This is a genomic window from Mycobacterium simiae, assembly GCF_008370645.1.
Lineage (GTDB): Bacteria > Actinomycetota > Actinomycetes > Mycobacteriales > Mycobacteriaceae > Mycobacterium > Mycobacterium simiae_A.
Genome location: NZ_VTZN01000123.1, coordinates 1 through 15,872 on the forward strand (window position 1 = coordinate 1; position 15,872 = coordinate 15,872).

A 15,872-nucleotide genomic window follows, 5' to 3' on the forward strand; every position below is an offset into this window, starting at 1 on the left:
CTCGTTCATGATGCCGTCTATTGCGGCGCTGATGGGCCGCTGGTTCTGGTGGCCGCAGCGCGTTCGCACCCGGCCCGCCAGTCAGCTGCTGCGGCCGTACGGTCCCCGCCCGTTAGTTCGCGCTTTATTGCTCCCCCGGGACGGAAGTCGTGTTGATGGCGCGACGACCGGAGACGACGATCGGTTCCCGGTGAGCACTCCGCACTACTGAAGGCCTAACCCCAGTTCCACACCGACATGTCGCCGGGTGGGTATTGGTTGCACACCTCGGTGGACTTGGCGACGACGCCCTTGTTGTTGAAAAAGATCTTCATGTGGTTGCGCCAGCCCCACCACAGCGGATCGATGTCGTCGTAAAAGTGCTCGGAATACTCGCGGCGGTCCGCCGGTGTCAGCGAGAAAAACCAGTGCACCTTGTCTTGGGTTGCCTGCGCATATTGGGCGTGATTGTTGTAGTCGATCATGTACCGCTCGTAGTACACCGGGCTGGTATCCCTGGTGGCCGCGAGAATCTGTTCGGCGTCGCAGGTAGTGGCGATGATCCGGCGAGGTATCGGAAAGTCTTCCGTGGAATCAGCTGCAGCCGTCTGCGGGAAGGCCGCGGCGGCGATGCCGAGCGCGAGAAAAGCAGCGCCTGCACGCACGCTTGAAATCAGCCGAGACATAGTTGTTACGGTAACACTTCCCCGGCCCGGGTGCAGAGCCCTAGATTGGGTTCCTAGCCGGTCTCAGTACCCTTTGCTATCAGGGCTGATGACGTGGCTGGGGGTTGTGGCTCCGGTGGGGCCTGGCTGTAGTCGCCGAATGGGCGGTCGCGGCGCTCGACCGCGGCCCGCACGCCCTGGGTTTGGGCGGTGTTGATGAAGTCGCGCGCTTCGGGAGTATTGCGCATCTGGCCGTCGCGAATGCCGCCCAGTGCCTAGGTGGACGCCAGGTCTATATTTTGGTAGGCCTGGTTGACAATCAGCTGCTGCGCCTGCAACCGCGACAACGGGATTCGCGCCAACTCGCTAGCGATCTCGGCGGCTCGCGCCTCGAGCTGCTCGACCGGGACGGCCTCGTTGATCAGCTCCACCGCGGCGGCCTGGACACCGGTTAGTGGCCGGCCGGCCAGGGCATGCCATTTGACCTTGGCCAGGCTCAGCCGGTACAGCCACATCCCGCTTAGGTAGGCGGCCCCACATCCTGCGGTAGGCCTGCCGATGACTGCGTCGTTGCTGGCAATGACATGTCGGCGCGACGTCGGTGCTGGGACATCGCAGCGCCGGGCCGCAGACATTCGCGCGGCTAGGGCAGCCCGTTCTGGCCGAACAGCAGGCCGCCGCTGCCACCGGCGCCGGCGACGCCGAGTGTCACTCCAAATCCGGCGCTGCCGCCATTGCCGCCGTCACCGAGCAATCCGGCGTCGCCGCCGTCGCCGCCGTCGCCGCCCCCATTGTTGCTGGATCCGCCATTACCGCCGTTGCCGCCATTGCCGATCAACCCCGCTCGGCCGCCGCCACCGCCCGTGCCGCCGGCGTTGCCACCGTACCCGCCGTCGCCTCCCGTTCCGCCCGAGCCGAGCAGCTGCCCTGCGGCCCCTCCGGTCCCACCGTCACCGCCGAGCGTTAAGCCGACCCCCCCGGCGCCGCCCGCTCCGCCGTTGCCGATCAATCCCGCTTTGCCGCCGGTGCCGCCGGTGCCTGCGCCATCCACGCCTAATCCGCCGTCGCCGCCTGCCCCGCCCGAGCCGAATAGCAGCCCTGCCTGGCCGCCGGCACCCCCGTCGCCCCCGTCGTTATTGCCGTACCCGCCGGCGCCGCCGGCACCGCCATTGCCGATCAGCCCGGCTTTGCCGCCGGCTCCTCCGTTACCCCCAAAGTTTCCGAACGCCGCCCCGCCGGCACCGCCCGCCCCAGCCATGCCAAACAGCCCGGCATTGCCGCCGGCTCCTCCAGAGCCGCCAAAACCTGCGGCGCTGGTGCTGGCACCGCCCAGGCCGCCGGTTCCCCCGTTGCCGATCAACACGGCGCTACCGCCACTCCCGCCCTGCCCGCCGTTGAGCAGGCTGGACGTTCCGCCGACCCCGCCGGCCCCGCCATCGCCAAATAGTCCGGCAGTGCCGCCAGCGCCGCCGGTGCCGCCATTGCCGCTGATAGAGGTTCCGCCGGCCCCGCCAGCCCCACCGGCCCCGCCGTTGCCGAAGAGTCCGCCGGCCCCACCGGCGCCGCCAGTACCGCCGTCGCCATCGCCTGACAATCCGCCGGCTCCGCCGACCCCACCGGCACCACCGCCGCTAAACAGCGAGCCGGCCCCACCGGCGCCGCCGGTGCCGCCGTTGCCGGAAACCGCACCGCCTCCGTTGCCGCCACTTCCGCTGGCGCCGAACAGGCCGGCGGTTCCGCCGATCCCGCCCGCGCCCCCGCTGCCCGTGCTGCCAAAGGTTAGGCCACCGGTACCCCCGGCTCCGCCGTTTCCGAACCACCCGCCGGCCCCGCCGGCGCCCCCAGCGCCTCCGTTGCCGTCGGCGGGCAGGCCACCGGTTCCGCCCGCACCGCCGGCACCGCCGTTGCCGAACAGTCCACCAGCCCCACCCGCGCCGCCGGCTCCTCCGGTGGAGTCATTGCCGCCGGCGCCGCCGTTGCCGCCGGAGCCAAACAATCCGGCGGCCCCTCCGTTACCGCCGCGCAGGCCGGGCGCCCCCGAACCACCGTTGCCGCCGTTGCCGATCAACAGCCCACCCGGGCTACCGTCTTGGCCACTGCCCGGAGTGCCGTTAGCCCCGTTGCCGATGAGCGGGCGTCCCAACAACGCCTGGGTCGGGGCATTCACGACGCCGAGCAACTGTTGCCCCACGGCGTCCAAAGCCGACGCATTGGCGGCCTCAGCGACGGCATAGGAGCCCGCTGCGTTGTCCAGAGCTCGGACAAACTGGCTGTGGAACGCCGTTATCTGCGTGCTGATCGCCTGATAGTCGTGGGCGTGGGAGACAAACAGGCCCGCGATCGCCGTTGACACTTCATCAGCGGCAGCAGCCAGGATCTCGGTGGTGGGAGCTGCTGCCGCGGCGCTGGCTGCGCTGATCGTGGACCCGATAGCAGTCAAGTCCGTGGCGGCGACGGCCAATGTCTGGGGTAGCGCGATGAGAAGCGACATGTCGGTGCCTGCATTTCTTGGTCGGGCTGCAGTGGCTCCAGCCATGAACTCACTCGGGGTATCAAAAGGGCGATGCTACAGCGAAATGTGGTTGTAAATGGGCTTTTTCCATCATCGTTGCCGGAGCCAGCCGATCCGAAACGCAGCGCTCGCCGTGTCGTGCCCGCGTGATAGCGGGGGCAGCCGCATCCGGCCCGGAAGACATGCAGCTTCCGACGCGCTACTGGTGGTGCTCAGCCGCCCAGCATCCGGTGCAGGAATAAGTAGCTCAACGCAGATTTGAACGCCAGCTGTTCGTTGTCGGCCGCGCCACCGTGTCCGCCTTCGATGTTTTCGTAGTACCAAACCCGGTGGCCAACTGCCGCCAGGGCGGCGGTCATCTTGCGAGCGTGGCCGGGGTGCACACGATCGTCGCGGGTGGAGGTGGTCAACAGGATCGGAGGATACTTCTGGTCCGCCGAAATGTTTTGGTACGGCGAGTATTCGGAGATGAACTGCCAGTCATCCGAATTATCGGGATCCCCGTATTCGGCTATCCACGAGGCTCCGGCCAGCAATAGGTGATAGCGCTTCATGTCCAGCAGCGGCACGCTGCACACCAATGCACCGAACTGCTCCGGGTGTTTGGTCAACATGATGCCCATGAGCAGCCCGCCGTTGCTGGCGCCCTGCGCGCCGAGCTGCGACACGGTAGCAATGCCGCGGTTCACCAGGTCTGTTGCGACTGCAGCGAAGTCTTCGGCCACTTTGTGCCGTCCTGCACGTACCGCCTGGGTGTGCCAGCCGGGTCCGTACTCACCGCCGCCGCGAATGTTGGCCAGCACGTAGGTGCCGCCGCGAGCCAACCAAAGTCGGCCCAGCACACCGCTGTAGCTCGGCGTATTGGACACCTCGAACCCGCCGTAGCCATACAGCAATGTGGGACCGGGACCATCGACCCCCGTAGGCCGCACCACAAAGTACGGGATTGCGGTGCCGTCCGCTGAAGTAGCGAAATGCTGTGTCACACTTATATTTGCAGCATCAAAAAAAGTTGGAGCGGACTTGATCTGCTCGAGTTCTCCGGCGGCGGTGCCGCGCATGAGCCGGGACGGCGTATCGAATCCGCTTGAGTCCAGGAAGAACTCGTCACCTTTGTCATCGGCCGCGACAATGACGGTGTTGGTTGCCGCGGGGATGCCCGGCAGCGGCTCGCGTTGCCAGCTGCCGGGCGTCACGATTTCGACCCGGCTCGCGACGTCGGCAAACGTGACCATCAGGAGGCGGTCGCGGGTCCATCCGTAGTGGTTGAGCGCAGTGTGCTCGTCGGGTTCGAATACCACGCATATTGCCGCTGTACCGGCGAGGAAGTCGTCGTAGTTGGCGGCCAGCAGCGAACCCGCGCGGTAGGTCGTGAGGCCAACCGGCCAATCGGTGCGCAGCTCGATCAACAGCCAGTCGCGGTGCACTGACACGCTGGCGTCGGTGGGCGCATCGATGCGGATCAGCTCCGAGCCGCGCAGTTCGTAGACCTCGTCGTTCCAGAAGTCCAGGGCCCGCGACAGCATGGTGCGCTGGTAGCCGGGGGTCCGGTCCACCGCGGCCGAGACCCGCACGTCGGTGGGGGTTCCTTCGAACACCGTTTCCGCGTCGGCCAGCGAGGTACCGCGGCACCAGCGCTTGACGATGCGCGGGTAGCCGGATTCGGTGAGCGCACCGGCGCCGAAGTCGGTACCCACGAGCACCGTATCCGGGTCTGCCCAGGTGATTTGAGACTTGGCTGCGGCCAGCTCGAACCCGCCCACCACGAATTGGCGTGTCAGCATGTCGAATTCGCGCACGATCGACGCATCTGAACCCCCCGGCGACAGGCCGACGAGAGCGCGGGTGTAGTCCGGTTCGATGACGCCCGCACCGGCCCACACCCACTTTTGACCGTCCAGCCGACCCAATTCGTCGACGTCGATGAGCACGTCCCACTCCGGGGATGCGGTGCGATAACTGTCCAGCGTGGTGCGTCGCCACAGCCCACGTGGGTTGGCGCCGTCGCGCCAAAAGTTGTAGAGGTGCTCGCCGCGGCGCACCACATAGGGGATCCGGGCATCGGTGTCGAGCACCTCGAGAGCCTCGGCGCGCATCGCCTCGAACTGCTCGCCGCCGAATTCCGCCGTCGTCAGGTCGTTGCGCGCGCGTACCCAGTCCAGTGCGTTGTCGCCGCCGATGTCCTCCAGCCACAGATATGGGTCGTCCGTCATGGCACCCATTCTGTTCGTACCCGCGGGTCGGCTATCTGGCGGCCGGTGAGTCTCAGCGACATGCGCAGAGCCGTGCTGCGGCCGACGGGCGACATCGCCACCCCGTTTTACTGCCTGCGAGGCCGACTCTAGGCGCAGGCGCGGCGGTACTGTGAACTGTGTCACGGAAACGAACGAGGAGCTGATCCGATGACCGTCTTTACACGTCCAGGTGCCCACGGCGCACTGATGTCGTATGACTCCCGGTACGAGAACTTCATCGGCGGCGATTGGGTCGCACCGGCCCAGGGTCGCTATTTCGAGAACCTGACACCGGTGACCGGCCAGCCGTTCTGCGAGATAGCGCGCTCTGATGAAACCGACGTCGACAAGGCGCTCGACGCGGCGCATGCTGCGGCACCGGGGTGGGGCAAGACCGCCCCCGCTGAGCGGGCGGCGATCCTGAACAAGATCGCCGATCGCATCGACGAAAACAGAGCCGCGCTGGCGGTTGCCGAAGTGTGGGACAACGGCAAACCGATCCGGGAGGCGCTGGCCGCTGACATCCCGCTGGCGGCCGACCATTTCCGATATTTCGCGGCCGCGATTCGCGCCCAAGAGGGGTCGCTATCGCAGATTGACGACGACACTGTCGCCTACCACTTCCATGAGCCGTTGGGGGTGGTCGGGCAGATCATTCCGTGGAATTTTCCGATCCTGATGGGTGCCTGGAAGCTGGCTCCCGCATTGGCCGCCGGTAACGCGGTGGTGCTCAAGCCGGCCGAGCAAACCCCGGCATCGATCCTGTTCTTGATGTCGCTGATCGGTGACCTGTTGCCGGCTGGTGTCGTGAACGTGGTCAACGGTTTCGGCGTTGAGGCCGGTAAGCCGTTGGCGTCGAGCGACCGGATCGCCAAGGTCGCTTTCACCGGTGAGACAACCACCGGGCGACTAATCATGCAGTACGCCAGTCAGAACATCATCCCGGTCACCCTGGAGCTCGGCGGAAAGAGCCCTAACATCTTCTTCTCTGACGTGATGGCGGCCCACGATGACTTCCAGGACAAGGCGCTGGAGGGATTCACCATGTTCGCCCTCAACCAGGGCGAAGTATGCACGTGCCCGTCGCGCAGCCTGATCCAGGCCGACATCTATGACGAGTTCCTGGAGTTGGCGGCGATCCGGACCAAGGCCGTTCGGCAGGGCGATCCGCTGGACACCGAGACGATGCTGGGTTCGCAGGCATCCAACGACCAGCTCGAAAAGGTGTTGTCCTACATCGAAATCGGCAAGGAAGAAGGCGCCAAGATCGTCACCGGCGGCGAGCGCGCCGAGCTCGGCGGCGACCTATCCGGCGGCTACTACATGCAGCCGACGATCTTCGCCGGCAATAATACGATGCGGATATTCCAGGAAGAGATCTTCGGGCCGGTGGTGGCGGTGACGTCGTTTACCGACTATGACGACGCGATCGGCATCGCCAACGACACGCTGTACGGGTTGGGGGCCGGAGTGTGGAGTCGCGATGGCAACACCGCCTACCGGGCCGGACGCGACATCCAGGCCGGTCGGGTGTGGGTCAACTGCTACCACGTCTATCCCGCGCACGCCGCGTTCGGCGGCTACAAGCAGTCCGGCATCGGCCGCGAAGGCCACAAGATGATGCTCGACCACTACCAGCAGACCAAGAACTTGATGGTGTCCTACTCCAACAAGGCGCTCGGGCTGTTCTGATGCAGGCGACGCCGGGCGCTCCTGCGGGGGCGGTCATCACCGCGTCCGCCGCCGAGCTGCTGGGCCGACTGCAGGATCAGCACGGCCCGCTGATGTTCCACCAGTCCGGCGGCTGCTGCGACGGATCGTCGCCGATGTGCTACCCGCAGGGGGATTTCCTCCTCGGCGACCGCGATGTCTTGCTGGGCGTGCTCGACGTCGGAGCAGACGGCGTGGCGGTATGGATCTCGGGTCCGCAGTACCAGGTGTGGAAGCACACGCAATTGGTGATCGACGTGGTGCCGGGTCGTGGCGGCGGCTTCAGCTTGGAAGCACCGGAGGGCATGCGATTCCTTAGCCGGGGCCGCGTGTTCACCGATCCCGAGAAAGCCTTGCTGGCAGGCATACCGGTGATCACCGGCGCCTCCTACGGGCGTGGTCAACGGCCCCCGATACGAGGAGAAGTTGTAGCCGACAACGCGCCGGGAGCGTGTCGGGCTGCTGGGTCCTGATCGCAGTAAGGTCGTACAACGTGATTCCGCTACCGCGTGGCTGGCAGCTCGTGAGCGCCATGCTGATTGGTAGCGCCGTCGGGTTGTTGGCTGGGGTAGGGGCCACCCTTTTGGTTCACGCAAGGATTCGGCCTGACGTGGTCATGGCGTTGGTGGTCGGGATTCCCAGCGTGCTCGGTATGGCGATCATCATCTGCTCCGGGCGTCGGTGGGTGACGTTGCTCGGTGCGTTCACCCTTGCATTAGCGCCGGGTTGGTTTGGGGTGCTCGTTGCGATCCAGGTGGCGTCCAATGGCTGAGAAAGAGGCTGCCCACGATCGCCAGTCGAGTCCTGGCACGGAGCCGTTCGTGCCGAACTTCGACTCCGATGCGCACTCAGTACGTTTCGCCCCCGATTTCACCGACTCAGAACCAATCCGGTCGCTGGCGGGACTAGCGCCTGAGACGAACGACCCGGAGATCCCGGCGCCACGCGAACCTGCCGCGGAAGGAACCGAGGCAATCAGCCAGGTGCAATCGGTTACCGTACCTGGCCGCTACACCTACTTGAAGCGGTGGAAGTTCGTTCTGGTGCTCCTCGGCGTATGGTTTGCTGCCGCGGAAGTCGGTCTGAGCTTGTATTACTGGTGGTACCACACCATCGATAAGACGCCGCCCGTATTCATGGTGCTGGTCTATGTCGTGGTGTGCACCGTGGCCGGGTTGATGCTCTCGATGGTGGAAGGCCGGCCGCTCATTACGGCTTTGTCGCTCGCGGTGATGTCGTCGCCATTTGCTTCGGTCGCTGCCGGGGCGCCGCTGTATGGATACTTCTACTGCGAGCAGGCGAGGCGCTGTCTGATTGGCGTCCTTCCCTATTAGGCCCTATTGGGCCCTATTAGGCCGTTGGGCTCAGCAGCCAACTCTAAGTCCAGCGGAGGTCAGGTAAGCGCGGCTCGCAATGACATCTCGAGCACATCCCAGGCGACGAGCCGAATGGCCGACTCTCACATGGATAGCCCGCAATCGTCGTGGGTCGGGCGTGCTCGACGGACAGGCTGCCCAGGGTGTGGATGACCTCGACGCTGGCTTAGTCCGACCCCTCCCCGACCGCCGCATCCACACAGCGGACTGCTACCGGCGCGCGAGCGCAGATAAGCAACTCGACGAATTCGGTTACCAGAAGGTGACTCCTGACTATCAATCTGCGTGATAAGTCAGGTATACAGTGTGTATAGGGCACTATCAACGTGTGAGATTCCGCCGTACCAACCACAGATGTGAATGGTGTGAATGACTAATGCTCAATGGTGTTCGCCGTGCAACGAACGTACTTTTCGCGATCGTCCTATTCGTCCTGTCGAGTACCATCGCGCCGCTTTCGGCGACTTCATTTCAGAGTCCCGTTCTGAGCCCAAATTTGTTGGTAAACCCGGGCGCCGAACTCGGTGACCCGTCACTGTCTGGATACGCTTCGGTGACGGTGCCGGGCTGGACCGTGAGCGGCACACCGACGGTGATCAAATATGGCACGCTGGTCCGTCAGCCGTCGCCATTTGCGTTCCCGTCCGTGACTTGGCCAGCGGCTTTGGGATTTCCGGATGCTCCCCCCGACGGCGGCGTACAGTTCTTCGCGGGTGGAAATGTTGCCACCTCCACACTCACCCAAACCGTCGACTTGAGCGCTGCGGCCTACAACATCGACACCGCCACGGTGCCCTACAGGTTGAGCGGATGGCTAGGCGGCTACCTACAAGACCCATCTGAGGCATCGGTCACTGTCACTTTCCTATCGAACGACCAATCACCGCTGGGAACCGGCAAGATCGGACCGGTCGGTGTATTCGATCGCCGATTCAGAACCGTGCTGGTCGAACGTGACACCTCTGGGAATATTCCGGCGGGAACCCGCAGCGCGGTTGTGGTCGTGACCTTCACCGACCGCAATCCGCTGCCCGGCAGCTACAACGACGGCTTCGCCGATAACCTCTCGTTCACGGTTGGCGCCGCACTCCCTGCCCCACCGCCACCCATACCACCTGCGTCGAAAGTCGGGGGCCTCGATCACATATTCATGGTCTATCTCGAAAACCACGGCGTGGATGACGTTTTCGGCAGCCCGAACGCGCGGTTCATCAACTTCCTTAGCAGCGTCTACGGATCCGGATCCAACTACTACGCCCTGACCCATCCAAGCGATCCGAACTACACCCCGATCCTCGGCGGATCAGATTTCGGGGTGAACTACAACTGCCCAGCGGACTGCTATGACCATCCCAACCTCGCCGACAATATCGAGGCGGCCGGCAAGACCTGGGCCGGCTATGCGCAGGCAATGCCAGCTCCCTGCACTCGCACTCTCCAATTTGGCTACGCACCCGATGAATTGCCATTTCTCGCCTTCCACAACATCTACGCCAACGACGCCCGCTGTAAACAACATGTGCTGCCGCTAGAGCGGATGGCCGGCGATCTCGCCTCGGCCGACACCACCCCGAACTTCGTGTGGTTCGCTGCAGATGAGGCCCACAACATGGAAGGTGACAGCCTGATCCGCTTTCTGCTGGGCCAAGCTGTAGACCATCAATATGACGTCAAGGCCGGCGATAGGTTCCTCGAGAAAATACTGCCTGAAATCCTGGACTCGCCTGCATTCCGAACGCAACGCAGCGCCATCTTCATCACTTGGGACGAGGACTTCAACAACCTGTCATGGGGTTTTGATAACCAAGGCAACCACATTCCTATGATCGTCATCCCGTCACCGAACTCAGGTATGCGGCAAGGCCACTTTGTTGCGGACGACTACAACAATCACTACAGCCTGTTGCGCACCATCGAAGACGCCCTGCAACTGCCCCGACTTACCAACAATGACCGATTCGCCCTACCCATGAACCAATATTGGCCCTAATGGCCGCACCAACCTGCGATGCATCACGGGTTTGATGCGCCCTCATTACGTGAGGACGCTTGGTGGCTGGCCGTCACCGACGCACTCAACTGATGGCGGTGGTTTACTTTCCTTGCTTGCCGCCGCGCCCGGGTGGCGACACTGCACGCTCCGGTCAGGTATCCGGGGTCGCTGCACCCGTCAGTGTCCGGCAATCGCGGCTGCCGCGACTCGGTCCCGCGGCAGGGGCTGCAGCCCATTAGGGTAGTGGCCGTGACTCACTATGACGTCGTCGTCCTCGGGGCTGGTCCGGGTGGATACGTGGCCGCGATTCGTTCCGCACAGCTCGGTTTGAAGACCGCGATAGTTGAGCCGAAATATTGGGGCGGAGTGTGCCTCAACGTCGGCTGCATCCCGTCCAAGGCGTTGTTGCGCAACGCCGAGCTTGCGCACATCTTCACCAAGGAAGCCAAGGCTTTCGGCATCAGTGGCGAGGCCACCTTCGACTTTGGCGTTGCCTTCGACCGCAGCCGCAAGGTGGCCGAGGGCCGCGTCGCCGGTGTGCACTTCCTGATGAAAAAGAACAAGATCACCGAGATCCACGGCTACGGCAGGTTCGCCGATGCCCACACACTGTCGGTCGAGTTGAACGAGGGCGGCAGCCAAGAGGTCACCTTCGACAATGCCATCATCGCTACCGGCAGCAGCACCCGGCTGGTGCCCGGCACGTCGTTGTCGGCCAACGTGGTGACCTACGAGGAACAGATCCTGTCCCGAGAGTTACCGACGTCGATCATCATCGCCGGAGCCGGCGCCATCGGCATGGAATTCGGCTATGTACTGAAGAACTACGGCGTCGATGTGACCATCGTGGAATTCCTGCCACGGGCGCTGCCGAACGAAGACGCCGACGTTTCCAAGGAGATCGAGAAACAGTTCAAGAAGCTGGGTGTCAAGATCCGCACCGGAACCAAGGTCGAGTCCATCTCCGACAACGGCTCTGAGGTCACGGTGATGGTCAGCAAGGACGGCAAGTCCGAGGAGCTCAAGGCCGAGAAGGTGTTGCAGGCCATCGGTTTCGCCCCCAACGTCGAGGGCTACGGGCTGGACAAGGCCGGCGTCGCGCTAACCGACCGCAAGGCCATCGGCATCGGCGACTACATGCAGACCAACGTGCCGCACATCTACGCCATCGGCGATGTCACCGGCCTGTTGATGTTGGCCCATGTCGCCGAGGCCATGGGTGTGGTGGCAGCCGAAACCATCGCCGGTGCCGAGACTTTGGCGCTGGGCGACTACCGGATGTTGCCTCGCGCGACGTTCTGTCAGCCTCAGGTCGCCAGTTTCGGGCTTACCGAGCAGCAGGCCCGCGACGAAGGTTACGACGTCGTGGTCGCCAAGTTCCCGTTCACCGCCAACGGCAAGGCACACGGCCTGGGTGACCCAAGCGGATTCGTCAAACTGGTGGCCGACGCCAAGCACGGCGAACTGCTGGGCGGGCACCTGATCGGCCACGATGTGTCCGAGCTGTTGCCGGAGCTCACCCTGGCGCAGAAGTGGGATCTCACAGCCACCGAGCTGGCGCGCAATGTGCACACTCACCCAACGATGTCCGAGGCGCTACAGGAGTGCTTCCACGGCCTGACCGGCCACATGATCAACTTCTGAGTCACCCGATGATTCGCACCGAGACCCTTGTCGGCGGCATCGGGGGCGTGGCTACCGGCTATGTTGTGTGGCTGGTGGCCATGTCGATCGGCGAAGACCTGACCACGGTGAGCCGGTGGAGCATGGCGGTGTTGATGCTCTCGGGTGTGCTGGCGGTCTGCGCCGCGGTGGGAGGCTGGTTGCTGCGCTGGCGCAGCAACTACCTCTGGGCGGCGTTTGCGTTCGGGTTGCCGGTTTTTCCCATGGTGCTGACCATGGCGGTGCTGGCCGATATCTACTTCTAAGCCATTAGCGCGGAAAGTCCAGCGGGATCTGCAGCGCGGTTATCGTGGCGGCCAGCCCGTCGTATTGGTTTGCCAGCATGCAGAATTCGATTAGCCGGGGTCGATCGAGATGGCTGGCCAGCTGCTGCCAGGTGGCCGCGGTGATCGAACGGTCTTTGACTAACTCATCGGTGGCTTTCAACAGCGCTTGCTGGCGCGCGCTGAGCACTTTGCGCGGTCCGTCGCTGTCCGGAACGTCCGGCCACGCGAAGATGGCGGCCTGGGTCTGCGCATCCAACCCCGCTGCGCGCGCCATCCGGCGGTGGTGTTGAAGCTCATACTCGCACGATCGCACATGGGCGACGCGCAGGATCACCAGCTCGGTGTCAATCCGGGGCAGCCGTCCGCGCAGCAGTCGCCCGCCGTATAGCAGCCACGTCCAGAACAGGGACTGGCGGTAGCCCAGTGTGGTGAACAGGTGCATCTCCGATGCCCCGAGCCATCGTGCGGCCAGTTTGGCCAACACCCAGTTGACCGGACCCAGCTGGCGCAACCGGCCCGACGGGATACGGGCAACTCGGTCTGTCTGCATGTCGCTCATGGTTGCCTTACCAGATAGGGGGACACGGTGCTGCGATGTTCGTCGAGATCTAGCGCGCGACCTAGCGCAGGGAATGCCCGTTGCGGACAGTTATCGCGTTCGCAGACGCGGCAGCCCGCGCCGATCGGTGTCGCTGCGATGTTCGGGTCGCCGGACAGGTCGAGTCCTTCCGAGTAGACGAGCCGGTGCGCGTGGCGCAATTCGCAACCCAGTCCGATCGCGAACGTCTTGCCGGGCTGACCATACCGGGCTGCACGCCGCTCGACGGTGCGGGCCACCCACATATAGTTGCGGCCGTCGGGCATCTGGGCGATCTGGACCAGGATCTTGCCCGGGTTGGCGAACGTCTCGTAGACGTTCCACAGCGGGCAGGTTCCCCCGCTGGAAGAGAAGTGAAAACCGGTGGCCGATTGGCGTTTTGACATGTTTCCTGCGCGGTCCACCCGGATGAAAGAGAACGGCACGCCTCGCGTCGACGGGCGTTGCAGCGTGGACAGCCGGTGCGCGACGGTCTCATAGCTTACCGAGTAGAACGCGGACAGGCGCTCGACGTCGTAGCGGAAGTTTTCTGCGACATCGTGGAACTGGCGGTAGGGCAGCACCGCGGCCGCAGCGAAGTAATTGGCCAACCCCAGCCGGGCTAAGGTGCGTGACTCGTCGCTGGTGAACTTGCCCTCTTCGACCAAGGTGTCGATCAGATCGCCGAATTCCAGATAAGCCAGCTCCGCGGCCATCTTGAAAACCTGCTGCCCGGGCCCGAGGTGATTGCTGATTTCCAGGGTCTTGGTCCTGGGGTCATAGCGGTGCAGCACGGTGTCGCCAAGGTCGATCCGCTTGTTGATCCGCACGCCGTGCACCTCGGTGAGCCGGCGGGTCAGCTCGCGGCCCAAGTCGCCGTGGTGCATCCGCATCTGGATCGTGAGGTTCTCAGCGGCGGCGTCCAGCTCGTGCAGGTAGTTTTGGCGCTGGTAGAAGTAGTCGCGTACTTCCTCGTGCGGCATGGTGATCGACCCGGTGCCACTCCCGTCGGAGAACCGCTCCTCGGTGGCGGCGGCCAGTTGTGCGGTGGTGATCCGGTAGCGGCGGTGCAAGTTGACCATGGCCCGGGCGAAGGTGAGATGAGCGCTGACCATTTCAGCGACTTCGGTCGGGTCGACATCGATGTCCAGGTCGCGGTCCAGTGTGACTTCACGCAGCTCGGCCACCAGCCGGGTGTCGTCTTGGGGAGCAAAAAATGTTGCGTCGACTCCGAACACCTCGGTGATTCGCAGCAACACCGCCACCGTCAGCGGGCGAACGTCATGCTCGATCTGGTTGAGATAGCTCGGGGAGATCTCCAGCATCTGGGCCAGCGCTGCCTGGCTGAAACCGCGCTCGCTACGTAGCTGGCGGACCCGCGAGCCCACGAACGTCTTGGACACCCACCGAGCGTACCGGCTGTGCTAAGCCGTGTTTCGCAGAGTTCGCATATCCGCGTCCACCGGTGTCCCGATTGGTGTTTTCAAGGCGTCGTTGGCATGATTCGCATCAGGCTTTCAGGGTAAACCTGGGGTTCGCACACGGAGGGAACGGGGAGTAGGGCCGTGAGCCTGGACAAAGAATTGATGCCGGTGCCAGACGGTCACCCCTCGGTGTTCGATCGTGAGTGGCCGCTGCGGGTGGGTGACATCGACCGCACGGGCCGGCTGCGGCTGGACGCGGCATGCCGGCACATCCAGGACATTGGCCAGGACCAGCTGCGGGAGATGGGCTTCGAGGAGACCCATCCGTTATGGATAGTCCGGCGCACTATGGTCGACCTGATCAGACCGATCGAATTCCAAGACATGCTGCGGTGCCGGCGCTGGTGTTCGGGAACCTCCAATCGGTGGTGTGAAATGCGGGTGCGCATCGATGGGCGCAAAGGCGGGCTGATCGAGTCCGAAGCGTTTTGGATCCACGTCAACCGAGAAACCGAGATGCCGGCGCGTATCGCCGACGACTTCCTGGCGGGTCTGCACAAGACCACCGCGGTTGACCGGCTGCGGTGGAAGGGCTACCTGAAGCCGCGCAGCCGAGATGACGCCACCGAGATCCACGAGTTTCCGGTCCGGGTCACCGACATCGACTTGTTCGACCATATGAACAACTCGGTGTATTGGAGCGTGATCGAGGACTACCTGGCCGGCCACCCCGAGCTGTTGCAGGGGCCCTTGCGGGTGACCATCGAACACGAGGCGCCGGTGGCCCTGGGCGACAAGCTGGAGATCATTTCGCACGTTCATCCGCCCGGCTCGACCGAACAATTTGGTTCCGGTCTGGCCCACCGGACTGTTACAACGCTCACATACGCGGTTGGTGACGAGACGAAAGCCGTCGCATCCCTGTTTGCGCTCTAGCGCGCGCTCTGCGCCGCATAATCGCTGATTGACCTGCAGCTTTACCGTTACTGAGCGGTAGTTTCTGTAACGGTTCAGTGTGTTTGCGCATTCGCAAAATTAGCAAAATCGCCGAAAGTCGTTGCCGAAGTTGGCAACTGAAATGGGTGGACGAGGTTAGCGGGCTGTGCCATGGTCGAATTAGCACACCAGTGAAGTTGAGCCCTCCGCACCGTCGGGTTCGCGCTGTGGTCTCAGCAGTCCAGCAATGTTTGACCGTGAGGAGCAGTCCAATGTCTGTGGTTGGCACCCCGAAGAGCGCTGAGCAGATCCAGCACGATTGGGACCACAACCCCCGGTGGAAGGGCATCACCCGCACCTACACCCCGCACGACGTCGTCGCCCTGCAGGGCCACGTTGTCGAGGAGCACACGCTGGCCCGCCGCGGCGCCGAGGTGCTCTGGGAGCAGCTGCACGAGATGGACTTCGTCAACGCGCTGGGCGCTTTGACCGGCAACATGGCTGTTCAGCAGGTCCG

Annotated in this window: 14 protein-coding genes and 2 pseudogenes; 10 read left to right on the plus strand and 6 right to left on the minus strand. The window is 63.9% G+C overall.

Annotated elements, in window-relative coordinates; all coding sequences use genetic code 11:
* Nucleotides 1–211: hypothetical protein (locus F0Q45_RS28670; protein WP_149655238.1), on the plus strand; the 211-nt coding region annotated here is incomplete at its 5' end.
* A gap of 4 nt (nt 212–215) precedes the next feature.
* On the opposite strand, the gene F0Q45_RS18025 is transcribed toward F0Q45_RS28670, so the two are convergent.
* From F0Q45_RS18025 to F0Q45_RS18040, 4 genes and pseudogenes are all read right to left on the minus strand, one after another.
* Entirely contained in the window at nt 216–665 is a 450-nt protein-coding gene (locus tag F0Q45_RS18025; RefSeq protein WP_149655239.1) for a DUF5078 domain-containing protein, read from the minus strand.
* 63 nt (nt 666–728) lie between these two features.
* Nucleotides 729–1,228, minus strand: a pseudogene (locus F0Q45_RS18030) (crotonase/enoyl-CoA hydratase family protein); the annotation flags it as partial.
* A 59-nt stretch (nt 1,229–1,287) separates the two neighbouring features.
* Nucleotides 1,288–3,135: a PE family protein gene (locus F0Q45_RS18035; protein WP_149655240.1), complete on the minus strand. Its 1,848-nt coding sequence runs from the start codon at nt 3,133–3,135 to the stop codon at nt 1,288–1,290.
* 233 nt (nt 3,136–3,368) lie between these two features.
* Entirely contained in the window at nt 3,369–5,369 is a 2,001-nt protein-coding gene (locus tag F0Q45_RS18040) for a prolyl oligopeptidase family serine peptidase (protein WP_262491052.1), read from the minus strand.
* A 189-nt stretch (nt 5,370–5,558) separates the two neighbouring features.
* Here F0Q45_RS18040 and exaC point away from each other — a divergent pair, with 189 nt between their 5' ends.
* The 7 genes from exaC (at nt 5,559) to F0Q45_RS18075 (ending at nt 12,397) form a co-directional block, all read left to right on the plus strand.
* A complete protein-coding gene (gene exaC / locus F0Q45_RS18045) occupies nt 5,559–7,082 on the plus strand; it encodes an acetaldehyde dehydrogenase ExaC (protein ID WP_149655242.1) in 1,524 nt (507 codons plus the stop codon).
* On the plus strand, nt 7,082–7,573 hold the full coding sequence (locus F0Q45_RS18050) for a DUF779 domain-containing protein (protein WP_149655243.1): 492 nt from the start codon (nt 7,082–7,084) through the stop codon (nt 7,571–7,573). Before exaC ends, F0Q45_RS18050 begins: the two co-directional genes overlap by 1 nt.
* A 20-nt stretch (nt 7,574–7,593) precedes the next feature.
* Nucleotides 7,594–7,872 carry a putative holin gene (locus F0Q45_RS18055; RefSeq protein WP_188113006.1) on the plus strand — a complete coding sequence of 93 codons (279 nt, stop codon included), beginning with the start codon at nt 7,594–7,596 and terminating at the stop codon, nt 7,870–7,872.
* Nucleotides 7,865–8,434: a hypothetical protein gene (locus tag F0Q45_RS18060; protein ID WP_149655244.1), complete on the plus strand. Its 570-nt coding sequence runs from the start codon at nt 7,865–7,867 to the stop codon at nt 8,432–8,434. Before F0Q45_RS18055 ends, F0Q45_RS18060 begins: the two co-directional genes overlap by 8 nt.
* 541 nt (nt 8,435–8,975) lie before the next feature.
* A complete protein-coding gene (locus F0Q45_RS18065; protein WP_262491053.1) occupies nt 8,976–10,466 on the plus strand; it encodes an alkaline phosphatase family protein in 1,491 nt (496 codons plus the stop codon).
* Between the two features lie 252 nt (nt 10,467–10,718).
* Nucleotides 10,719–12,113 (plus strand): dihydrolipoyl dehydrogenase, encoded by a 1,395-nt coding sequence (lpdA, locus tag F0Q45_RS18070; RefSeq protein ID WP_149655246.1) that lies wholly within the window; start codon nt 10,719–10,721, stop codon nt 12,111–12,113.
* Nucleotides 12,114–12,121: 8 nt separating this feature from the next.
* The gene (locus F0Q45_RS18075) at nt 12,122–12,397 is read left to right on the plus strand and encodes a hypothetical protein (protein ID WP_149655247.1); all 276 of its coding nucleotides are present in this window, start codon (nt 12,122–12,124) and stop codon (nt 12,395–12,397) included.
* A 4-nt stretch (nt 12,398–12,401) separates the two neighbouring features.
* Here the strand turns inward: F0Q45_RS18075 and F0Q45_RS18080 are convergent, their stop codons facing one another.
* Complete coding sequence (locus F0Q45_RS18080) at nt 12,402–12,968, minus strand: carboxymuconolactone decarboxylase family protein (protein WP_149655248.1); 567 nt, start codon at nt 12,966–12,968, stop codon at nt 12,402–12,404.
* 5 nt (nt 12,969–12,973) lie between these two features.
* A complete protein-coding gene (ramB, locus tag F0Q45_RS18085) occupies nt 12,974–14,398 on the minus strand; it encodes an acetate metabolism transcriptional regulator RamB (RefSeq protein WP_149655249.1) in 1,425 nt (474 codons plus the stop codon).
* Between the two features lie 162 nt (nt 14,399–14,560).
* Between ramB and F0Q45_RS18090 the strand changes: the two genes are divergently transcribed.
* Nucleotides 14,561–15,355, plus strand: a complete 795-nt coding sequence (locus F0Q45_RS18090; RefSeq protein WP_149655250.1) for an acyl-[acyl-carrier-protein] thioesterase — start codon at nt 14,561–14,563, stop codon at nt 15,353–15,355.
* 272 nt (nt 15,356–15,627) lie between these two features.
* A pseudogene (locus tag F0Q45_RS18095) lies at nt 15,628–15,872 on the plus strand (isocitrate lyase); the annotation flags it as partial.